At 65.5% G+C, this 17,198-nt stretch carries 18 protein-coding genes; 7 read left to right on the top strand and 11 right to left on the bottom strand.

The window, feature by feature from the left end:
- Positions 1–90: 90 nt before the first annotated feature.
- The 6 genes from ACIHFD_RS63735 to ACIHFD_RS63710 form a co-directional block, all read right to left on the bottom strand.
- A complete protein-coding gene (locus ACIHFD_RS63735; RefSeq protein ID WP_397375259.1) occupies positions 91–570 on the bottom strand; it encodes a tyrosine-type recombinase/integrase in 480 nt (159 codons plus the stop codon).
- A gap of 789 nt (positions 571–1,359) precedes the next feature.
- Positions 1,360–2,265: an aminoglycoside phosphotransferase family protein gene (locus tag ACIHFD_RS63730; RefSeq protein WP_397375258.1), complete on the bottom strand. Its 906-nt coding sequence runs from the start codon at positions 2,263–2,265 to the stop codon at positions 1,360–1,362.
- Between the two features lie 180 nt (positions 2,266–2,445).
- Positions 2,446–2,739, bottom strand: a complete 294-nt coding sequence (locus ACIHFD_RS63725; protein WP_397375257.1) for a tyrosine-type recombinase/integrase — start codon at positions 2,737–2,739, stop codon at positions 2,446–2,448.
- Positions 2,740–2,972: 233 nt separating this feature from the next.
- Positions 2,973–4,181 carry a WD40 repeat domain-containing protein gene (locus tag ACIHFD_RS63720; protein ID WP_397375256.1) on the bottom strand — a complete coding sequence of 403 codons (1,209 nt, stop codon included), beginning with the start codon at positions 4,179–4,181 and terminating at the stop codon, positions 2,973–2,975.
- Between the two features lie 156 nt (positions 4,182–4,337).
- Entirely contained in the window at positions 4,338–4,673 is a 336-nt protein-coding gene (locus ACIHFD_RS63715) for an N-terminal phage integrase SAM-like domain-containing protein (protein WP_397375261.1), read from the bottom strand.
- Between the two features lie 346 nt (positions 4,674–5,019).
- Complete coding sequence (locus tag ACIHFD_RS63710; RefSeq protein ID WP_397375255.1) at positions 5,020–5,160, bottom strand: hypothetical protein; 141 nt, start codon at positions 5,158–5,160, stop codon at positions 5,020–5,022.
- A 153-nt stretch (positions 5,161–5,313) separates the two neighbouring features.
- Between ACIHFD_RS63710 and ACIHFD_RS63705 the strand changes: the two genes are divergently transcribed.
- The gene (locus ACIHFD_RS63705; RefSeq protein WP_397375254.1) at positions 5,314–5,667 is read left to right on the top strand and encodes a hypothetical protein; all 354 of its coding nucleotides are present in this window, start codon (positions 5,314–5,316) and stop codon (positions 5,665–5,667) included.
- 454 nt (positions 5,668–6,121) lie between these two features.
- Here ACIHFD_RS63705 and ACIHFD_RS63700 read toward each other — a convergent pair whose 3' ends face one another.
- The gene (locus tag ACIHFD_RS63700; protein ID WP_397375253.1) at positions 6,122–6,328 is read right to left on the bottom strand and encodes a DUF397 domain-containing protein; all 207 of its coding nucleotides are present in this window, start codon (positions 6,326–6,328) and stop codon (positions 6,122–6,124) included.
- 27 nt (positions 6,329–6,355) lie between these two features.
- Positions 6,356–7,195 carry a helix-turn-helix domain-containing protein gene (locus ACIHFD_RS63695; protein ID WP_397375252.1) on the bottom strand — a complete coding sequence of 280 codons (840 nt, stop codon included), beginning with the start codon at positions 7,193–7,195 and terminating at the stop codon, positions 6,356–6,358.
- Positions 7,196–7,837: 642 nt separating this feature from the next.
- Here ACIHFD_RS63695 and ACIHFD_RS63690 point away from each other — a divergent pair.
- From ACIHFD_RS63690 to istB, 3 genes are all read left to right on the top strand, one after another.
- Entirely contained in the window at positions 7,838–8,233 is a 396-nt protein-coding gene (locus tag ACIHFD_RS63690) for a hypothetical protein (protein ID WP_397375251.1), read from the top strand.
- A 1,981-nt stretch (positions 8,234–10,214) separates the two neighbouring features.
- Positions 10,215–11,693, top strand: a complete 1,479-nt coding sequence (gene istA / locus ACIHFD_RS63685) for an IS21 family transposase (RefSeq protein WP_397375250.1) — start codon at positions 10,215–10,217, stop codon at positions 11,691–11,693.
- Positions 11,690–12,469 carry an IS21-like element helper ATPase IstB gene (istB, locus tag ACIHFD_RS63680; RefSeq protein ID WP_397375249.1) on the top strand — a complete coding sequence of 260 codons (780 nt, stop codon included), beginning with the start codon at positions 11,690–11,692 and terminating at the stop codon, positions 12,467–12,469. The genes istA and istB overlap by 4 nt, the downstream gene beginning before the upstream one ends.
- Positions 12,470–12,844: 375 nt before the next feature.
- On the opposite strand, the gene ACIHFD_RS63675 is transcribed toward istB, so the two are convergent.
- From ACIHFD_RS63675 to ACIHFD_RS63665, 3 genes are read right to left on the bottom strand one after another with little or no spacing between them, the layout of a single operon-like run.
- Positions 12,845–13,861 carry an alpha/beta fold hydrolase gene (locus ACIHFD_RS63675; protein WP_397375248.1) on the bottom strand — a complete coding sequence of 339 codons (1,017 nt, stop codon included), beginning with the start codon at positions 13,859–13,861 and terminating at the stop codon, positions 12,845–12,847.
- 60 nt (positions 13,862–13,921) lie between these two features.
- Positions 13,922–14,404 (bottom strand): RNA polymerase sigma factor, encoded by a 483-nt coding sequence (locus ACIHFD_RS63670; protein WP_355212262.1) that lies wholly within the window; start codon positions 14,402–14,404, stop codon positions 13,922–13,924.
- Positions 14,401–14,859: a hypothetical protein gene (locus ACIHFD_RS63665; RefSeq protein WP_397375247.1), complete on the bottom strand. Its 459-nt coding sequence runs from the start codon at positions 14,857–14,859 to the stop codon at positions 14,401–14,403. The genes ACIHFD_RS63670 and ACIHFD_RS63665 overlap by 4 nt, the downstream gene beginning before the upstream one ends.
- Positions 14,860–14,931: 72 nt before the next feature.
- Here ACIHFD_RS63665 and ACIHFD_RS63660 point away from each other — a divergent pair, with 72 nt between their 5' ends.
- From ACIHFD_RS63660 to ACIHFD_RS63650, 3 genes are all read left to right on the top strand, one after another.
- A complete protein-coding gene (locus ACIHFD_RS63660) occupies positions 14,932–15,357 on the top strand; it encodes a hypothetical protein (protein ID WP_397375246.1) in 426 nt (141 codons plus the stop codon).
- Between the two features lie 126 nt (positions 15,358–15,483).
- Entirely contained in the window at positions 15,484–16,071 is a 588-nt protein-coding gene (locus ACIHFD_RS63655; protein WP_350742176.1) for an RNA polymerase sigma factor, read from the top strand.
- A complete protein-coding gene (locus tag ACIHFD_RS63650; protein WP_397375245.1) occupies positions 16,071–17,174 on the top strand; it encodes a CU044_5270 family protein in 1,104 nt (367 codons plus the stop codon). The genes ACIHFD_RS63655 and ACIHFD_RS63650 overlap by 1 nt, the downstream gene beginning before the upstream one ends.
- Positions 17,175–17,198: the final 24 nt, after the last annotated feature.

Below are 17,198 nucleotides of genomic sequence, written 5' to 3'. Positions count from 1 at the left end.
CCGCCTGACGCCTGCCTCGCCACTAAACCCTGACCGACGATCACCGGCCAGGGTTCGCTGCCGCCTGCTTGGCTGAGGTGGATTCACGTGTCAGCTCGCGGGGACCAGCGCGCCCGCGCTGCCGTCGTCATCGCTCCTCTTGCGCTTCTTCTCCGCCTTCTTCCGCTCGGCCTTCACCCGCGCACTGAGCGCATCGGCGATCCTCTGGTCCGCGTCTCGGGTGGCGTGCTGGTAGATCAGCGCCGCACGGTCGCTGTCGTGCCCCATCCGCGCTTTGAGATCAGCGAGGCATGCCCCCGATTGCGCAGCCAGCGTGTTCCCCGTATGCCGGAGATCATGAGTGCAAGCCCAGGAGAGACCCATCTCCTTAAGCGCGTCCGCCCATCGGGCCTCACGCCGGAAGTTGCCACCCCGCAGGAACGCGCCCCGCTTGCCAAGGAACACGAAACTGTCTTCTGCCTCGTCGACGAACAATGCGAAGTGCTCGACCAGCGAGGGGACGATGACTGAGGGGATGATGATGGTCCGCCGGCCAGCCTGATCTTCCCGTCGCCATCGCTCCCAGGACAAGCCCGAGCAGGCCAGGGGGCAGGGGCGAAGGTCGTTCTTCCAGCGGGGAGCTCCACCCCCACTGCCCTCTGGCCCGCTCCCCTGACGGGTGGGACGACGGCGATGGGAAGATCAAGGAAAGGGCCGAATGATAGGTATGCCTGTACCGGACTTCCTCGGTTTTCTTGTAGATGGCGTGAGGTCCAACGGGGGCCGAGCGAGGACGAAACACGTTATAGCGGCCAGAATCCAGAGAGCGCCAAGGCCGATGCCCATCCATCCACTAATGATCAACGACTCATAGGACGCATCAGCGTGCGGTGTGCTTCCGAAATACTGGTTCTCTCGCATCAGCGTCCAGAGTTCGCTAGATCTGGCCCTCTCTCTGGCATCCTGTGCGTATCGTTCGAGAAGGATGCTTGGAACGAGAACCAGGCAGCCGATCCACATCAGAACGAATCGCGCACGCCTTACGGTCACTTGCCGCCTCCCTGCTTCAAGGTGGAATGAGAGTAGTTGAGCGCCCGGAACGACCACAATGAGGGCCTACGGCGTGCCCGTCGCGTGCCCAATCGGACGGGAAACCAGAAGGAACAGCGGGGAGTCACGGGGGACACGATCAGCCCCCTGAGCAGTGTCTACGCAGATCACTCAAGATCGTCGCAGCTATTTGCAAGCAGGAAGTCAGGAGTTCGAATCTCCTAGGCTCCACAGGAGGTCAAAGGCCACTACTCGTGATCGGGAAGTAGCCTTTTCGATCTTGTACAACTGCAAAGTACAGCTACGGCTCGCTTTCCGCCGAAGTCTGATCTAGCCGATGAGGGCCTCGGTGATCTGACGGGTGGTCTGCGCGGCGACCCTCGGGTTGACGGCGGCATAGGTGGTGTAGGCGTTCAGACCGGTGGCAAGGGCCCAGCCGCGACCCCGCGTCCAGGTGGCGTCGTCTACATCGAGTGCGGCGCGGAAGGCGGCACGGCTGTCGGCCGACATCAGCGTGTAGGCGATGGTCAGGTCACAGGCCGGATCGCCGATGCCGAGCCCGCCGAAGTCGATGACCGCGCTGAGACGGCCGCCGACGGTCAGCAGGTTGCCGGTGTGGAAGTCGCCGTGGAACCAGACCGGAGGGCGATCCCATCCGGGGGCGCTCAGGGCCGCGTTCCACAGTTCGGTCATGGCGGTAGTGTCGAACACGCCGTCGGCCTTTGCGATGGCGGCCCGCGTCGCGCGATCCCGGCCCGCCAATGGCTGGTCATCGAGGTCCTCGCGGGCCTCCATGGCCTGAACGTCCTCGGACCTGAACTGCTGCAGGGCGACCAGGAACTCCGCCAGTTGGACGGCGGCCGCGGACGAGTCGGCCAGCGCCTCGACGGTCGCCACCTCGCCCTCCAGCCAGCGGGACACCGCCCACCGCCACGGATAGCCGAAGTCGGGCTCACCCACTCCCACCGGTACCGGGATGGCCAGGGGCAGTCGCGGGGCGAGCCGGGGCAGCCACTCAAGTTCCTTCTCGGCCTGTCCGATGGCGCCGTCGTGGCGGGGCAGCCGGACGGACAGCTGCTCGCCTAGCCGGTAGATCACATGGTCCGAGCCGGCCGGATCGAGCAGCTCCAGAGGCAACGCGGCCCACTGTGGGAACTGCGTATCGACCAGCCTCCTGACTAGTGAGGCATTGATCGTGGGGCGGGTGTCCGCGGTTCTCACGGTTGCCAAGAGCACCTCCTGCGATCGGCCCGCTCCGTGCGGCGGGGGCTGGACTATCACAGTGCACTGTGGCTTGCCTGTCGACCGGATTTCCCCCGGCCGGACTGGCTGGCCACAAAGGCCACTTTCCATGGAAGTGGCCTTGGAGGTGCGTGGGGCTTAGAAACCGAGGTGCTGCCCCAAGCGTTTGAGCGCCTAGCGTGTCTCCTCTGAGGAGACTTCGCTGTAGATGTTCATGGTCACCGCGATCTGTGAGTGGCGAAGGATCTGCATGGCCACCCGCGGGTGGACGTCGAGGGCGACGAGCAAGGACGCGCAAGTCTTGCGGGTGGCGTGGACGTGGACTCTCCGCACTCCGACCTTGGCACAGGCGTTCGCGAAGCTGCGCCGGAAGGTGGACGGTTCGATCGGCCGACCACTGGCGGTGGCGAAGACGAGCCCGGTCTCCTGCCAGTCGTCTCCCGCCGCTTCGCGGACGGTGTCACGCACCCGTTGACGGGTGCGGAGGGCCGTCGTGACGATCTCGGGGAAGGACAGAAAGGCGTCGGACGCGTCCGTTTTGGTCTGGCGGTGCAGCAGCTTCCGGCCAATACAGCGGCTATCGCCGCCTCGTGTTGATCGAGGACGGCATGGGGGCCAGACTTGAGAGCCTTGACGAGGCGGCTGCTGTACAGCAGCCGAGTACAGCAACGTCGCCTTACCCCCTCACACGTCGTCGGCTCCTAGCTATCCCGTGACCAGGGCCGCGAGCCCTCATCGAGGTGACTGGCTCCCGTTTGCAAGCAGGAAGTCAGGAGTTCGAATCTCCTAGGCTCCACTCCTTCCGCGGTGTGTGTAGGTGGGCCCGGGCAACCCACCCGTTGCCCTGCTGGACAGTGGGCCTGCTGGAGCCCGCCCGGGTCGAAGGACACCCGGACCGACCCGCCGTCGCAACTCGACACCACCACCTGCCGGCCGTTCACCACTGCCGTCGCCACCGCATGCACCGTGCGGCGATGCTGAGGGAACAGCTCCCCGACCAACTCGGCCGTTTTCAGGTCCCACACCTGGATGGTCGGTTCATTGGAGTTGCAGGTGATCGCCACCAGCCGGCCGTGTACGACCGTGGTCGTCACGGCCTCCAAGTCCGCAGATCGGGGGAGTTCTCCGACCGGCAGTCCGGTGGCCAGGTCCGACACGCGTGTGGTCGTCTGGTAGCCACCAGAGACGACCACCAGATGGCCGGCGGTCAGCTCCGCGACCGCAACCGCGCTCACGTATCCACTGTGGCCGGTGAACGGGCTGCCCACCGGATCGCCGGTATCCAGGTCCCATACCCGGACCGTTCGGTCGCCGCCCGTGACGGCCACCCAGCGGCCGTCCAGCATCGCGGTCGCCACCGCGTACACCGGGCCGGTGTGGCCGCGGATCGGTGCCATCACCTCCTGGCGCGTCTCCAGGTCCCATACCCGTACCGTCGTGTCGTAGCAACCGGTGACCACCACCTGGCGGCCATGGCGTTCCGCGATCGCGAGGGCCTCCACGCTGTCAGCCTGAAGGTGGAACGGCTCGCCCACCGGCATGCCGGACGCGAGTTCCCACACCCGTACGGTGTTGTCGTCACCGCCGCTGACCACAACGGGGCGACCGTCCAGAACGGACATCGTCAGCGCCCGCACCGCGTTCGTGTGACCAGTCCACGGGGCGCCGACCCGCTCGCCGGTTGACAGATCCCAACCCCGTACTGTGTCGTCGCCGCCTCCGGTGACCGCTACGGCACGGCCGTCGAAGACCGCGGTCGTCACCGCCGCCACCCAATTGGTGTGGCCGCCGGTGGTGCCCAGCGGCGGGCATGACTTCACGCCCTTCGGCAGCAGACTGGTCCAAGTTGGCTGCACACGCCAGGCAGCAGGACGAATAGCCGGTGCCTCATGGCGGGACGGAGACGACATGCCGCGCATATTAGTTGCCGGCACCGGGACGCGTCTCCAAGAAACCCAGGGCGGTCGCGGATGCGTGCCGACTCCAGGAAGGTCTTCGCCTCGTTCACCTTCCAGGGCTTGACCTTGCGCTTCCGCGGGACCGACATCTTGACGTTGGCCGCGACGTTACGGGCCCAGGGTCTCTTTTCGTACGGCGTTGCTGAGCGCGGCCCGCAACGTCATGTACGCGTCGTGAACCGTCCGCTCTAAAGGCAGCGACCAGCAACATTTGCCAATGGCGCAGCATTGCCGGAGCCGATTCGGATTGCTGTGGCTCTCGGACCGCGCGGAGTCCTTGCCCTGGACGCAACACTGGCAGGACCGGCACAGTTTGTTCACCCAGGTCTGGACGTCGCGCACGGTCAGCTTGTCGACCCTCTTGTTACCAAGCGCCGGAGTGATGTAGAGCCGAGCGAACATCTCATAGTTCGCCACTGTCTTGGGCGCGAAGTTGGGTCCCACGACGTTAGTAAGCCAGTACGTCAGGTAGTCCGAAAGCTTCGGCGACTTGGTGACCACCGGCCTCTTGCGGGCCAGCTCATGAAGCTTGAGCCACTTCTCGTGGACGCGATGGCCGTCTTAATTTCACTACGCCACGCCTGTAACCAGGCCAAACTCGTACGCCACGTCCGCGGACGCAACCGTCATAACTGCCTGCGCCTGCGGCGGGGTGAGTGCTTTTGAAGGTCGGCCCGCACGCCCGTCGGAATCTCGCAAAGATCCACCACGTTCCGCTTGACTTTGTCAGTCATGACGCTCTTCACTACGCGATTCAATATCGCGTGCATGATCTTGAGAGACCGCGTGCTTAGGTGTGGGCCAGCCATCTATCCTCCTCCTCAACCGAGAGATCGCGAAGCTTGTAGGAACCGATAGCTGGAAGGATGTGGAGCCTGGCGAAGTCCTTGTACAGCTCCATGGTCTTCCTGTCGCGGCCCTTGAGAGCCATGCTCAAGCCGGTACGTGACCGCGTCCGCCACGGTGTAGGCGACTGGAGGATGGCAACGCCATCTTCGTAATCCCTCAATACCTACGTGCAAAGGTGAGCATGCACGACATCAAGTTGGTCAACTAGGCGGACGAATCCCTTATGCCATGCCAGGTGACAACGCAGACCGACGGCGAGACGTACGAGCTCCGCCTGACTCGCGCAAGCGCTTCCACGATCAGGGTTCACTCATCGATCGACTTCGAAGACGCCTTGCGGCAACTGAGAGCAAAGCTGGAACAGCAGAACCTGCTGTTGCTCTGCAACAAGTACCGCCGCGACGCGTTCATCTCCTCGATGTCACGTCAAATGAGTGAGGGCATATCGTGCTACCTGGTCGTCGCGGGGGAACTCGTAGCGCCAGAATTGCTCGACGATAGCCTCGGGCCTGCACCCAGGAGCGATGTCGTCACGGCCAAGGAGGCGTCGAAGTTCATCAATGAATGGATCGCCAGCTTCGACGACTAACGAAGACAAGCCATCGGCTCTTGTTGGACTTGCTTGAGGAGGATTACAGGCCCATCCCGCGCCTCTGCTGGTCAACCCGCTGCAAGATCAAATCCTGAGCCAGGCCGAAGTGTTACAGGATTACATGCGACTAGATGCATATCTACCGCCTACCCAAGCGGGAGTCGCCGATCTTCGGTAATGCGTGCGCTTGATCGCCGGTGGGTGGCCATGGCACAGGAAGGCCCAATCAGGCTTAACGAGCTGCTTGATGAAGCGGCCTCTGAACTCAATCCGTCGATCCATTAGGTTTTGATTTAGTCGACGAGAAACGCACACCAAGATAATACGACGAGTCGTCGTCAATACGGCAAGTTCAATGGATGAAGAGTGGAGAGGATGTCTTCTCGGGACTCCCGCCGACCGCGGTCCAAGCAAGAACTTCCGGTCAGCGGAAGTCCCGTCAGCCGCGATCCTAGCTGGATCCCTTCGTGCCGCTGGACTTGATCGCACTCAGCAGCTGGGCCCATTCTTCAGCAGAGAACTCCAGCACCGGGCCATGCGGATCCTTAGAATCGCGCACTCCGATGTTACCGCTGGCAAGCGTTGCGACTTCAACGCAATTGCCGTTGTAGCTACTGAACGTACTCTTGAACCAGCGCAGCTGGGGTGGAGCAGACATAACCGAATACTTTCTTCTCGCGATGAACTAATTTGCCAGCCGGTCCGCAGCCGCCCGCATCAATTGGACTGAATCATCTGGATCCAGCGCTGCCTGCATGATGCGGTTTACTATTCGTCCGTACTGGTATGTCTCCTTTTCGTCAAAGGAGAACTCTCCTCCCATGACCGTCTCGGTATATATGATGTCCGAGTGCTGGAAGCCGATGGGAAAATCTGTGGGCTCGAATTGCAGTTGCGCCAGGCTGGTAGTACCCAGGATCGGATATGGATTTGCCAACTGGACAATCCGAATAGTCACGTTGGGCCACTGGGACGCCTCAATGAGATGTTTCACCTGACCCCGCATAAGTTCCTCATCACCGATTAGGCGGTAGAGAACCGCTTCGTCAATTACCGCTATGAGCTCGAGCGGCCGAGGGGCGACCAGGAGTTCCTGTCGCTTCAAGCGAATCTGGGTACGAACGCGCAGCAGACTTGGGGGAAGCGCAAAGTATTCGTGGCCCGGACGATGACACGCCTCTATATATTCGGCCGTCTGCAGAAGACCGGGAATAATGCCAGGTTCCCAATTTACGACAACTTTCGCCTCATGCTCAAAAGCGATGTAGTCGACATAGGAGGAGGGAAGTTCTTTAGAAAACGGGTCCCACCAATTAGGCTGACCCGCCTGGCGGGCGAGCTCAAGGTATCCCTCACGTTGGTTCTCTGGGACCTGGTAGTGAGCGAGGAGCGCAGCCACGTCAGATAACGACGGTTTCGTACTGCCCGATTCGAGGCGCGAGAACTTGGCGGACGACCAACCGAGTTCCTTGGCGACTTTAGGGCCGTTGAGTCTGGCTTCGGCTCTCAGGCGTCGAAGCTCCATAGCCAACAGACCGCGTCGCAGACCGTTACTGATCCGACTCACCCTGCTGCCCTTCCCCATTGAACGGCTTCGTAATCCTCACTGGGGAGCTCGATTCAACTTCCCTCGAACGGTCCTCATGTACTTCCTGTGGAAGTTGCACCGATACTCTCCGCGATGGATTCTCAGAGTATCTCAGCATCGCAGACGCCACGAGGAGGCGAATCAAAAATCCCGGTATCGACTTGCGACCAACGGCGCAGTCAAAGCGAAGAGGCCGGGTTGGCGGATACCCCCCGCCAGCCCGGCCAACAGAGCATGTACCCACCCAGCTACAAGGACAGGACCTGCTTATGACCGAGCCTAACAAACGTCTCATCCCACGACTCATTGCTTATCTGGAGCGCCGGATCTGGGGAGCGCCCGATGCCTCCGCGCGTGCGGCAGGGCTGGAGATTCGGGAGTCTAGTTGGCGCAGGCGGATCTACCGCGATCCCCGCTTCGATCGGCTGCCAGACAGACATGCCGACGCGAGTCGCGAGGTCGCGGCGTCGCCCTTTCGCCGTAGGTAAGGGCGGGCATCCGCGGAACCATCCGCTTGTCCAGCCCGCCAAGGGACTGCTGGCGTGGACGGGGAAGGTCTGGCGCTGGCGGCTGGAACTCGTGGCCGCAGCGCTCGGTGCCACCGCCATCATCGCGCTGGCAACTCAGCTAGGCGGGGGAAAGACTCTGCTGGTGCTGACGGGAGTAGCCGCTCTGGGCCTCATGATGCGGCGGCGCCTGGCAGGCTGGGTGTGGGCACGTCTGGTGCGGCATCGCTTCCAACGGTTGTGCCTGCGTACCTCACTCCGCACCTCCGACGGCAGGCTCCCTCTTGTAGTGCACACCCTCTGGGACGATGGCGACGTGGTGCTACTCGTGTGGTGTCGCTCAGGGATGAGCCTGCCACTCTTCGAGAGCTACCGAGAAGAGATCATGGTCGCCTGCTTTGCAAGGGCAGTGCGGATCGGCGCGCATCATCGATGGGGCCATCTTCTGGTGATCGAGATCATCTTTTGATGGTCGCTTGGCGCCAGAGGCGAAGATTATGCCCCTGGCGCCCGGCGCTAGGACCCGGTCTGTCTGATTGGCTATCGGGCCATCCCTCACCTAGCTTGACCTTCAACTTCGATGGCCCGATCGACAGCCTAGGGTGAACGCCTTCCCGTGTGCCGACTCGATGTGGGCAGGCCGTTGCCCTGCGATGGTTGGCAACTCCTCGCCGGCCTGACCATCTCGGCCGTTGACGGCCCCGGTGACTCCGGGATCCTGGTCGAAGGCATCATCCATCCCGAGGAGACCGAAGAGCGTTTCGCATGAATGGAGGCCGTGGACCATGCGGGTGGTGCGGTCGTGCTGATCGTCGACTCGCACAGTCTGGTGAAGGACCAGGCGAGCTTGGCCGATGGCGGGAAGGCTCGGGGTGGGGCTCGTGCCCGTGGTTATGAGGACCGGTTCATCACCGGCTGAGGGACCACCTCGGCACACCGCCTTGGGGATGGTCATCCGTCCAGCCGATCCCGCTAACGCCGTTGCTAACGACGTCTCAGAACGCTGGTGTACGCCGCGGGAAGCCACTCAAGCCGGAAGGCCCGCTGAGCAGGCGCCTCGGACAGCGTTAGACGTCCGTGGACGATCTCGAAATGACTACGGATCTGACGCTGGCGTCCTGTCCTGCACTCGGTGCTGTACAGCAGAGAAGTACAGCAACGCCGACGCACATGAGTACGCGTCAGCAGCCATCATCTACCGCTTGACCAGGAGGAAGACCCGTCGACGTCGTGGCTGGCTCCCGTTTGCAAGCAGGAAGTCAGGAGTGCGAATCTCCTAGGCTCCACTCGTACGAAAGAGCAGGTCAACGGCCTAGGCTTTGGGGTCGTGCCCGTTATGTGCCCGACGGGTTCTTGGGTGAGCGCGCCGCGGGCGAGGGCGTCAAGCCTGTGGGCTGCGGCACGAGACCCCGACGTCCCTCAGTGTCTCGACTTCCCGCGCGTTCGGGTCAGTCGTGCAGTTCCTCCGATGACACCGTCTCATCGGCCGGCGGCGGCTTGATGTGCCCATTCATCCCCCATCCGACATGCGGAGGTCTTGCGCGAAGGCGTAGTACGGGTCGTCGCCCGGGGATCTGCCAGGGCCATCGTTCGGCTCGCGCCAGGAGCGCCACGCTCTGCGGACGAGTCGGTCGCCACCGATCCACAACCTTCCAGGTGCCGTACTTGCCAGTGGGCTTGCTCCGGAAGCCGATGCGCAAGCCCGGATTCGCCTTGCCGAGCTGTGCGAAGGTGATGGTGCCCTGGTACAAGGTGGTGCGCGTCACGGTGCGGGCGCCACGCGGGGCGTCGCCGCACACACGCGCCGCCATACCTGCCCAACGCCACCGACCTGGGTGCCGCGCCGTTGTCAGGTCACTGCCGCCGAGGCCCCGAAGCGGCAGCCTATGAGCCGTCGTTGTCCGCCCCGTCCGGATCATCGGCTGCCCGACGGGCCCACCACCGAATCACCAGGACTCCGCCGAACCAGCCGACCCCAAAAACAACAGGCCGCGCGATGAGATAGGCCGCCGTGATCCTCTCTGGTCCTTCACTGATGAGATCTATGGCCAGCAACGCCAAGAACCAGCCCACCACCCAGCAGGTCCAGCCCAGCAGGGCCTTGCGCGCCTCCTGGCCCCACGTCCTTTGACCATCCGCCACTCATTCCTCCGAACGACATTCGAGCAAGCGCCATCCCGCGTCGCTCCAAACCATTGCCTCCGGCAGTGGCCTCAGGTTCCGGGATGATTGCCGGCCTCAGGTGCAGGTCCGTAGGTGGGCTGAGGTGTGTCCGTGGCCGTGCAAAAGTAGCCGCAGGTGGCCGGGTTGAGGTCACCGCTGGTGGCCAGTTCTAAGTCCCCACGTCCTCGCGTGCTTGTCCGTGTGTCGTGGGGCGGGGTGTGCCCTGAACGGTGATCGTGACGGTGTCAGCCAGTCATGTGATCACCGCTCAGGGAGTCTGCCGGGCCATGAAATCTTCGGGGGAAGTCATGGACATCATCGCTGCCTACCGCGAGGTGGGCACCTATCGCGGGGCCGCCGGGATATGCGGCACCACGCACAAGACCGTCAAACGCATCATCGAGCGGGCACTGGCCGGGGACAAGGCGCCGCCCCGCAAACAGCGCGAACACAACTACGATGTGGTCGCCCAACTGGTAGCCGACAAGGTCCGCGCGACGCACGGGAAGATCTCGGCCAAGCGGCTGCTGCCCTTGGCGCAGGCTGCCGGATACGGCGGGTCGGCGCGTAACTTCCGGCGGCTGGTCGCCGAGGCCAAGCAGGCATGGCGGCGACAGCACCCGCGCGGGCGGCGCCCGGCCATCTGGACGCCGGGCGAGATGCTGGTCATGGACTGGGGTGATGCGGGTGACGGATTGCACGTGTTCTGCGCCGTGCTGGCCTGGTCGCGCTACCGGTTCGTGCGCTTCGCCGACAACGAGCGCGCGGAGACCACTCTGGGCTTTCTCGCGGAGTGTTTCGAGACGCTCGGCGCGGTCCCGAAGGTGGTGTTGGCCGATCGGATGGGCTGCCTGAAGGGCAGCGTGGTGGCCAACAAGGTCATCCCCACCGCCGACTACGTCCGCTTCGCCACCCATTATTCGTTCCGCCCTGACTGGTGTGAGGCGGCCGACCCCGAATCGAAGGGGATCGTGGAGAACCTGGTCGGCTACGCCAAGTGGGACCTGGTCGTGCCGCAGGCCCCCTTCGATGACCTGACAGTGGCCAATATCGCCGCCCGGACCTGGTGCGCCGAGGTCAATGCTGTGGTGCACTCGGAGATCTGCGCGATTCCCGCCGAGCGACTGGTCGCCGAGCGGGAGGTGATGAATACGCTGCCGTCGCTGCGCCCGGCGATCGGCAAAGCGCCGATCACCCGCAAGGTGGACAAGCTGTCGTGCGTGCGGTTCGGCTCGGCCCGCTACTCGGTGCCCAATCGGCTCATCGGCGCGAGGGTGGCCGTGGTCGAGGCCGACGGCAGGCTGCTGATCACCGACCTGGCCACCGGCGAGATCGTCGCCGACCACGCCCCAGTCGCCCCCGGCGAGGCCGCGATCAGCGACGAGCACTACGGCGGCCCGCGGCCCGCGCCACGGCGCGCCGCCCGGCCCCGCACCCCGATCGAGAAGGCGTTCTTGGCGCTCGGTCCGGCCGCCGAAACCTGGCTGACCGGCTCGGCCGCCTCCGGCAACACCCGCCTGGCCGCCGACCTAGTCGAGTTGGCTGCCCTCGCCGCGGCCCATGGAGACAAGGCGTTGGTGGCCGCGTTGGAGCGCGCGGCGCAGTTCCGCCGATGGCGGGCCGAGGACGTCCGCTCCATCCTCGCGGCCGGGGCCGGCACGCCACAGCCGACCGCCGCCGGGGACGCGCTGGTGATGGCCCTGCCAGTCGTCCCGACCCGGTCACTGGGCGACTACGCCCTCGACCGGATCGGAGAAGCCGGATGAGCGCGCCCACCACGCCCGCGCTGCCCGGTGATCTGGACGCCGCCTTGCGTCGCCTGAAGCTGGCCACCATGCGCCGCCTGGCGCCCGAGCTGCTGGTGACGGCCCGCACGCAGCGCTGGAACCCCGAAGAGTTCCTGCGCACCCTGCTGGAGGCCGAGCTGGCCGCGCGCGATGACTCCAACGTCCGCACCCGGATGAAGGCCGCTGCCTTCCCGGTCATCAAGACCATCGAGGAATTCGACGTCGGCGCCTCCTCCATCCCCCGCGCGACCTTCGACTACCTCGCCAGCTTGGAGTGGATCCGCGCCCAAGAGAACTACTGCGCGGTCGGCCCAGCCGGCACAGGCAAGTCCCACAGCCTCATCGCGCTCGGTGTCGCGGCCGTCCACGCTGGCTACAAGGTGCGCTACTTCACCGCGGCCGACCTGGTCGAGACGCTCTATCGGGGTCTGGCCGACAACTCCGTCGGCCGCATGATCGACAACCTGCTCCGCAACGACCTGGTGATCATCGACGAAGTCGGGTTCGCCCCGCTGGACGACACCGGCGCGCAGTTGCTGTTCCGGTTCGTGGCCGCCGCCTACGAACGCCGAGCACTCGGCATCGGCTCGCACTGGCCCTTCGACCAGTGGGGTCGTTTCCTGCCCGAGCACACCACCGCCGTCAGCCTGCTGGACCGGCTCCTGCACCACAGCGTCGTCGTGGTCACCGAGGGCGAGTCCTTCCGCATGAAAAAGGCACGAACCCGGACAAGCGGACGCCTCACCAAGAAGTAGTCAACTACGAAGCCATGGGGACCTCTATCCGGCCACCAGCGGCGACACGCACCTGACCATTGACAAGGTGGAAGCCTGGTCATTCTGCCCGCTGTCGACCCGGGACAAGCCGTGCAGACCAGGACCACGGGGTCAAGGTCGTTCGTCCAGTGGGGCGCTCCACCGGACCTGTGGCCCAGGCCGCTTCCCTTTCGGGCAAGTCGACGGCAGACAGGATGATCAGAGAGCAGGGTGCGCGCGTCGCGCGGAAGTGACCAGCCGGCAGGCATGATCATCGTGTCATTGGCCTTTGGCGATCTTCTGTTGTTCCGCTTCTACGCGGGCGGTCAGTGCGTCGGCGATTCGCTGGTCTGCGTCGCGTGGCGTGCTGGTTGATCAATGCTGCTCGAACGTTGTCATGGCCTTGAGGTCCGCCGGGCTGGGCCGCGAGCGTGTCCCCAATGTGCCGGAGATCAGGGAGAGGCGGGCCCTGAAGCCAGGTAGTCTCGCCATCAGCCGTACGACCTCCTCGGGACAATCGGTGGTCAGCGCATGGCCGCAGCCGTCGAGTTCGCGCACCTGCACGGCGGGCATCCGGCGAGCGTACTCCTGGGCCTGCCGCACCGGGTTGACGGTGTCCTGGCGGCCCCAGATCACCAAGGTGGGAGTGGTGGTGGACGGCATGGCGGCCAGGGTTTCACGCCAGTCCAGGCCGCGTTCGAGCAGGACCTGGCTCTCCAGGTTGTCGGGGAAGGTGCCGGGTGCCCAGAACGCGTCGACGTCCTGCTCGAGGATCCTGCTTCGGTTGACGTGGATGCGGTCGAGCGCGGCGCGGGAGCTGGACCTGTCGGCGTAGTACCAGTTGTTCCACAACTCCCCGATGACCGGGTACTTCATGAGTTCGTATACCCAGGTATCGCGGGTGGCGGCGCCGGAGGGGGACAGCAGGAGCAGGCTGCTGACGCGTTCGGGGTGGCGCTGGGCGTAGGCCAGCGCCCAGCCTCCGCTCCACGAGAGCCCTCCGAGCGCGGGACGCTCGATGCCCGCCGCGTTCAGGAACACGCCGATGGCCGTGGTCATCCCCCTCAGGTCCCAGGTGAAGTCGCGGTCCTTCAGCCGGGTGAATCCCTGACCGGGGAGGTCCACGACGTAGACCGTGTGGTCGCGGGCGAGCTCCGGCACCTGGCGGCGCCAGCCGTACGTCCATGAAGCCCCGGGCGACAGCAGCACGACGGGGCTGCCGGAGCCCTCCTTGACGTAGTGGAAGCGAGCGAGTGGGGTGTCGAGGAACCGCGCGTTCGCCGGCGGCCGGTAGTCGGCCACCGCTGGGCGATAGCCGTACGCGCCATAAAGAATGGCGCCGACGGCCAGGGTGAGGATCAGGCTCAGGACCGCGAGCGTGCGAGGTCTCATGTTTGCTCTCCGTTCTGTGGGATTCCACCAGAAGGAGGCAACCGAGCCTCACGAGGTTCCTCACGACTGCCATGCTTTGCGGAAGCTCCGGCGGGCACGGTGCAGGCGCGATTTGACCGTCCCCTCCGGTACGTGCAGGAGCCGTGCGGCCTCATCCTCCGGCAACCCCTCCAGGTCACGCAGGACCAGCACCGCCCGGTGTTCGGGTGACAGGCGCTCGAGCACGTCGCGGATGTCCACCGCGCTCTCGACGTCCTGCCTCGACGGGAGTTCGGCGAGCTCCACCGCGTGGTGCCGCCGTTTCGCGATCCTGACTGCTTCCCGTACGGCTATCGCCCGGGCCCAGCCGTGGAGCGCCTGCGGATCGCGCAGGCTCCCCAGGTTCCGGAAGATCGCGATCAGCGACTCCTGGACGGCGTCGGGCCCGTTGTCGAGCGCGATGGGCCCGCAGATCCGGCCGAGGTAGGGCGTCAGCTCGCTCAGCAGGTCGTTCATGGCCATCGTGTCGCCGCCCTGCGCGGCGCGCACCAGGTCGGCGCTCATCGACGCACGACCCTCGCCTCGAGCCTGGCCAGCGCCTTCTCTCCCGCGACCCGCACGCCCAGGGGCACCAGCGCCGCCCGGCCGGGGACGCGGATTCCTCCCGTCTGGGCGACCAGGGTTCCTCCCGGTACGGCTGCCGCCGCGACGCCGATGATCAGGAACCTGCTCTGCATCCAGCACCAGCCGGGCCGCAGCTCGACGTCGAACCTCGCACGCATGCCGTACCTGCTTCGCGCCTTGGCCACCAGGCGCTCGCTCCCGTGCCCGGACACGATGGTCAAGCGGCGCATGTCCGGCTCGAAGGTGCCGAACTCCTCTTCCAGGGCACTCACCACGGACCAGACGTCCTCGAACGGGGCGGGGATGACGCGTTCCGCCATGTACGCCCCGGGGATGGCGGAGGCGAGCACCCGCAGCCTCCGTACCGGGTCCAGATCAGCAACAGGCCAAGTCATATCCATCCAGAGGCGTCGACCGTGGAGAAGGTTCCATGGAACCACCGGCGATTTCCGCGCCTCCTGCCGGGCATGAGAATCTCACTCCCAGCGGCCTTCGTCGCCGCCGTCCTGCTGCTCGACGCGTTCCTTCACCTTTCCTGGCTGGTACGGCCGGCGGCGGACCCGCGAGCGCTCTCCCTGGCGTTGCTCAACTTCGACACGCCCTTCACGGCGCGCGTCCTCGTTCCCCTGATCGTCGTGCTCACCGTCGCCGCCCTCGCGGTGCTCGCAGTCTCCCGCGGGCGGGGCGGTCGGCTCGCCAAGGCGGTCGCTCTCGCTCTGGGCGGCGGGCTGCTCGCGCGTGCGGAGCTCGGCCTCGCCTGGGCCGTCGGGCTGGGCACGGACACCGGCACCCCGTTCTACTGGCTCAACCTGCTGCTCTACACCCCGTTGTGCGTGGCGCTGGCGTTCGCGACCGGTGCCGTGCTGATGCGGGCCTTCTCCCCGGAGGTTTGAGCCGGGACAGTGTTGCCGGTATGCCGGAGATCGTTGGCCGGCGGCGGCGTGATGGACCGTGAAGAGGAATGGGGGGTTCGCCGAACTAGGGGTGTTCCGTGGTAATCGCCTGAAAGGCCGGCATGCATGACAGCTCCCCCCCAAGATTCGGCGCCTCCCAGCGAGGGCACCGACGCGCAGGTGATAGAGGCGTCGTGGCGTCACCCTGATCGCTTCGGCGCCGTCTTCGATCGCTATTTCGCATCCATCCACCGCTATGTTCACCTGCGCCTGGGTGAGGCGGCCGCGGATGACCTGGCGGCGGAAACCTTTCTGCGCGCCTTCCGTAGCCGGGACCGCTTTGACCTCACCTGCCCCAGCGCCCGGCCCTGGCTGTACGGCATCGCCTCCAACCTGGTCGCCGAGCACCGTCGCGGTGAGGCGCGCAGGTATCGAGCGCTGGCCAGGAGCGCCGATGCCGCGGAGATCGCCAGTCACGACGAGCGCGTGGTGCAGCGGGTCTCCGCGGCGGTCATGCAACCGCGGCTGGCCGCCGGTCTCGCCCGGCTCTCGTCCGGGGACAGGGACGTCCTGCTGCTGGTCGCCTGCGCTCAACTCAGCTACGAGGAGGTGGCCGAGGCTCTCGGCATACCTCAGGGAACGGTGGGATCACGTCTCAACCGCGCCCGCAAGAAGCTCCGCAAGATCATCGGTCCCGCCGGGGAGGCACTGTGATGAACGAACTCGAAGCGATCAAGGCCCACCACGACAGCCTGCCCGGACCCGCGCCCGAGGTGACCGCGCGCGCATGGGTGCTGGTGGCCGAAGAGATCGAGGCCGAGCGGACCGGGAGCGGCCACCGTCAGCCGGCGCGGCCACGTCGGCGGTCTCTTCGCGGATTCCCGGCCGGCTGGTGGGCGATGAGGGCCGGCGTGGCCGTGGGGCTCGCGGCGGCGGTGACCGCGGGACTGGTCGTGGTGCGTGGCGGTCACGACTCCGCTCCGTTCGGGGCCCCTCCGGCCAGCGCCGCCGAGTTGCTCCGGCATGCGGCCTCGGTCGCGGCGCGGGAGGACGTACGGCCCGGGCCGGGGCAGTTCGTCTACGTCGACCAGAAGAACGTCACGTTCGCCAGCGGTTCCGAGGGCGAGTACACCCAGGACGTGCGCCGAGAGGTATGGATGCCCGCCGGGGATCCCGGCAAGGCCCTGACGCGCTCGACGTACGGTCAGATACACGCCACCAGCGGGCGCCCTGAGCACGTGCAATCCCCCGGAACGGTGGAGTATCAGCGCGCGGGGCAGTGCCCCGAGCACTCCCTGAGCCTGCCGTTCCAGGCCGCCGATCTTCCCGCCGATCCTGATCGGGTTCTGGCGAAGATCCGCCAGGGAGCGGAGACGTTCGTCCGGTCGGACCAGCGCAGACGAGGAGAGACGGACCTCGGCCAGGACGAGATCGACATGCGGGTCGAGAAGGTCGTCGCGAGCTCGTTGCTCGGGCTGGCGCAGGACCCGCTCACCTCGTCCCGGACCAGGGCCACGGTCTTCGGCGCGCTGTCGAAGCTGCCGACCGTGACCATCGTCCCGGACCTCACCGACCCCGCCGGACGACACGGGGTGGGCGCCTCGCTCAAGCTTGAGAACCCCTACGGCTGGGAACGTGGGGAGCTCATCTTCGAGCCGACCACCTACCGGTTCCTCGGCTACCGGAGCTGGATCGGGCGGCAGGAGGGCGGACAGGTCAGGGAGACTCCGGGCGCCAGTACGGCGGTGATGACCGTGAAGGTCGTCGACTCCATGCCGGAGGTTCCGAAGGATGCTGGCAAGCCGATGTTCTGCTGACGGTGTTTTGGGGCAGAAGGTAAT

It is taken from the genome of Nonomuraea sp. NPDC051941 (assembly GCF_044593615.1).
This window is presented reverse-complemented; position numbering and strand designations above follow the sequence as displayed.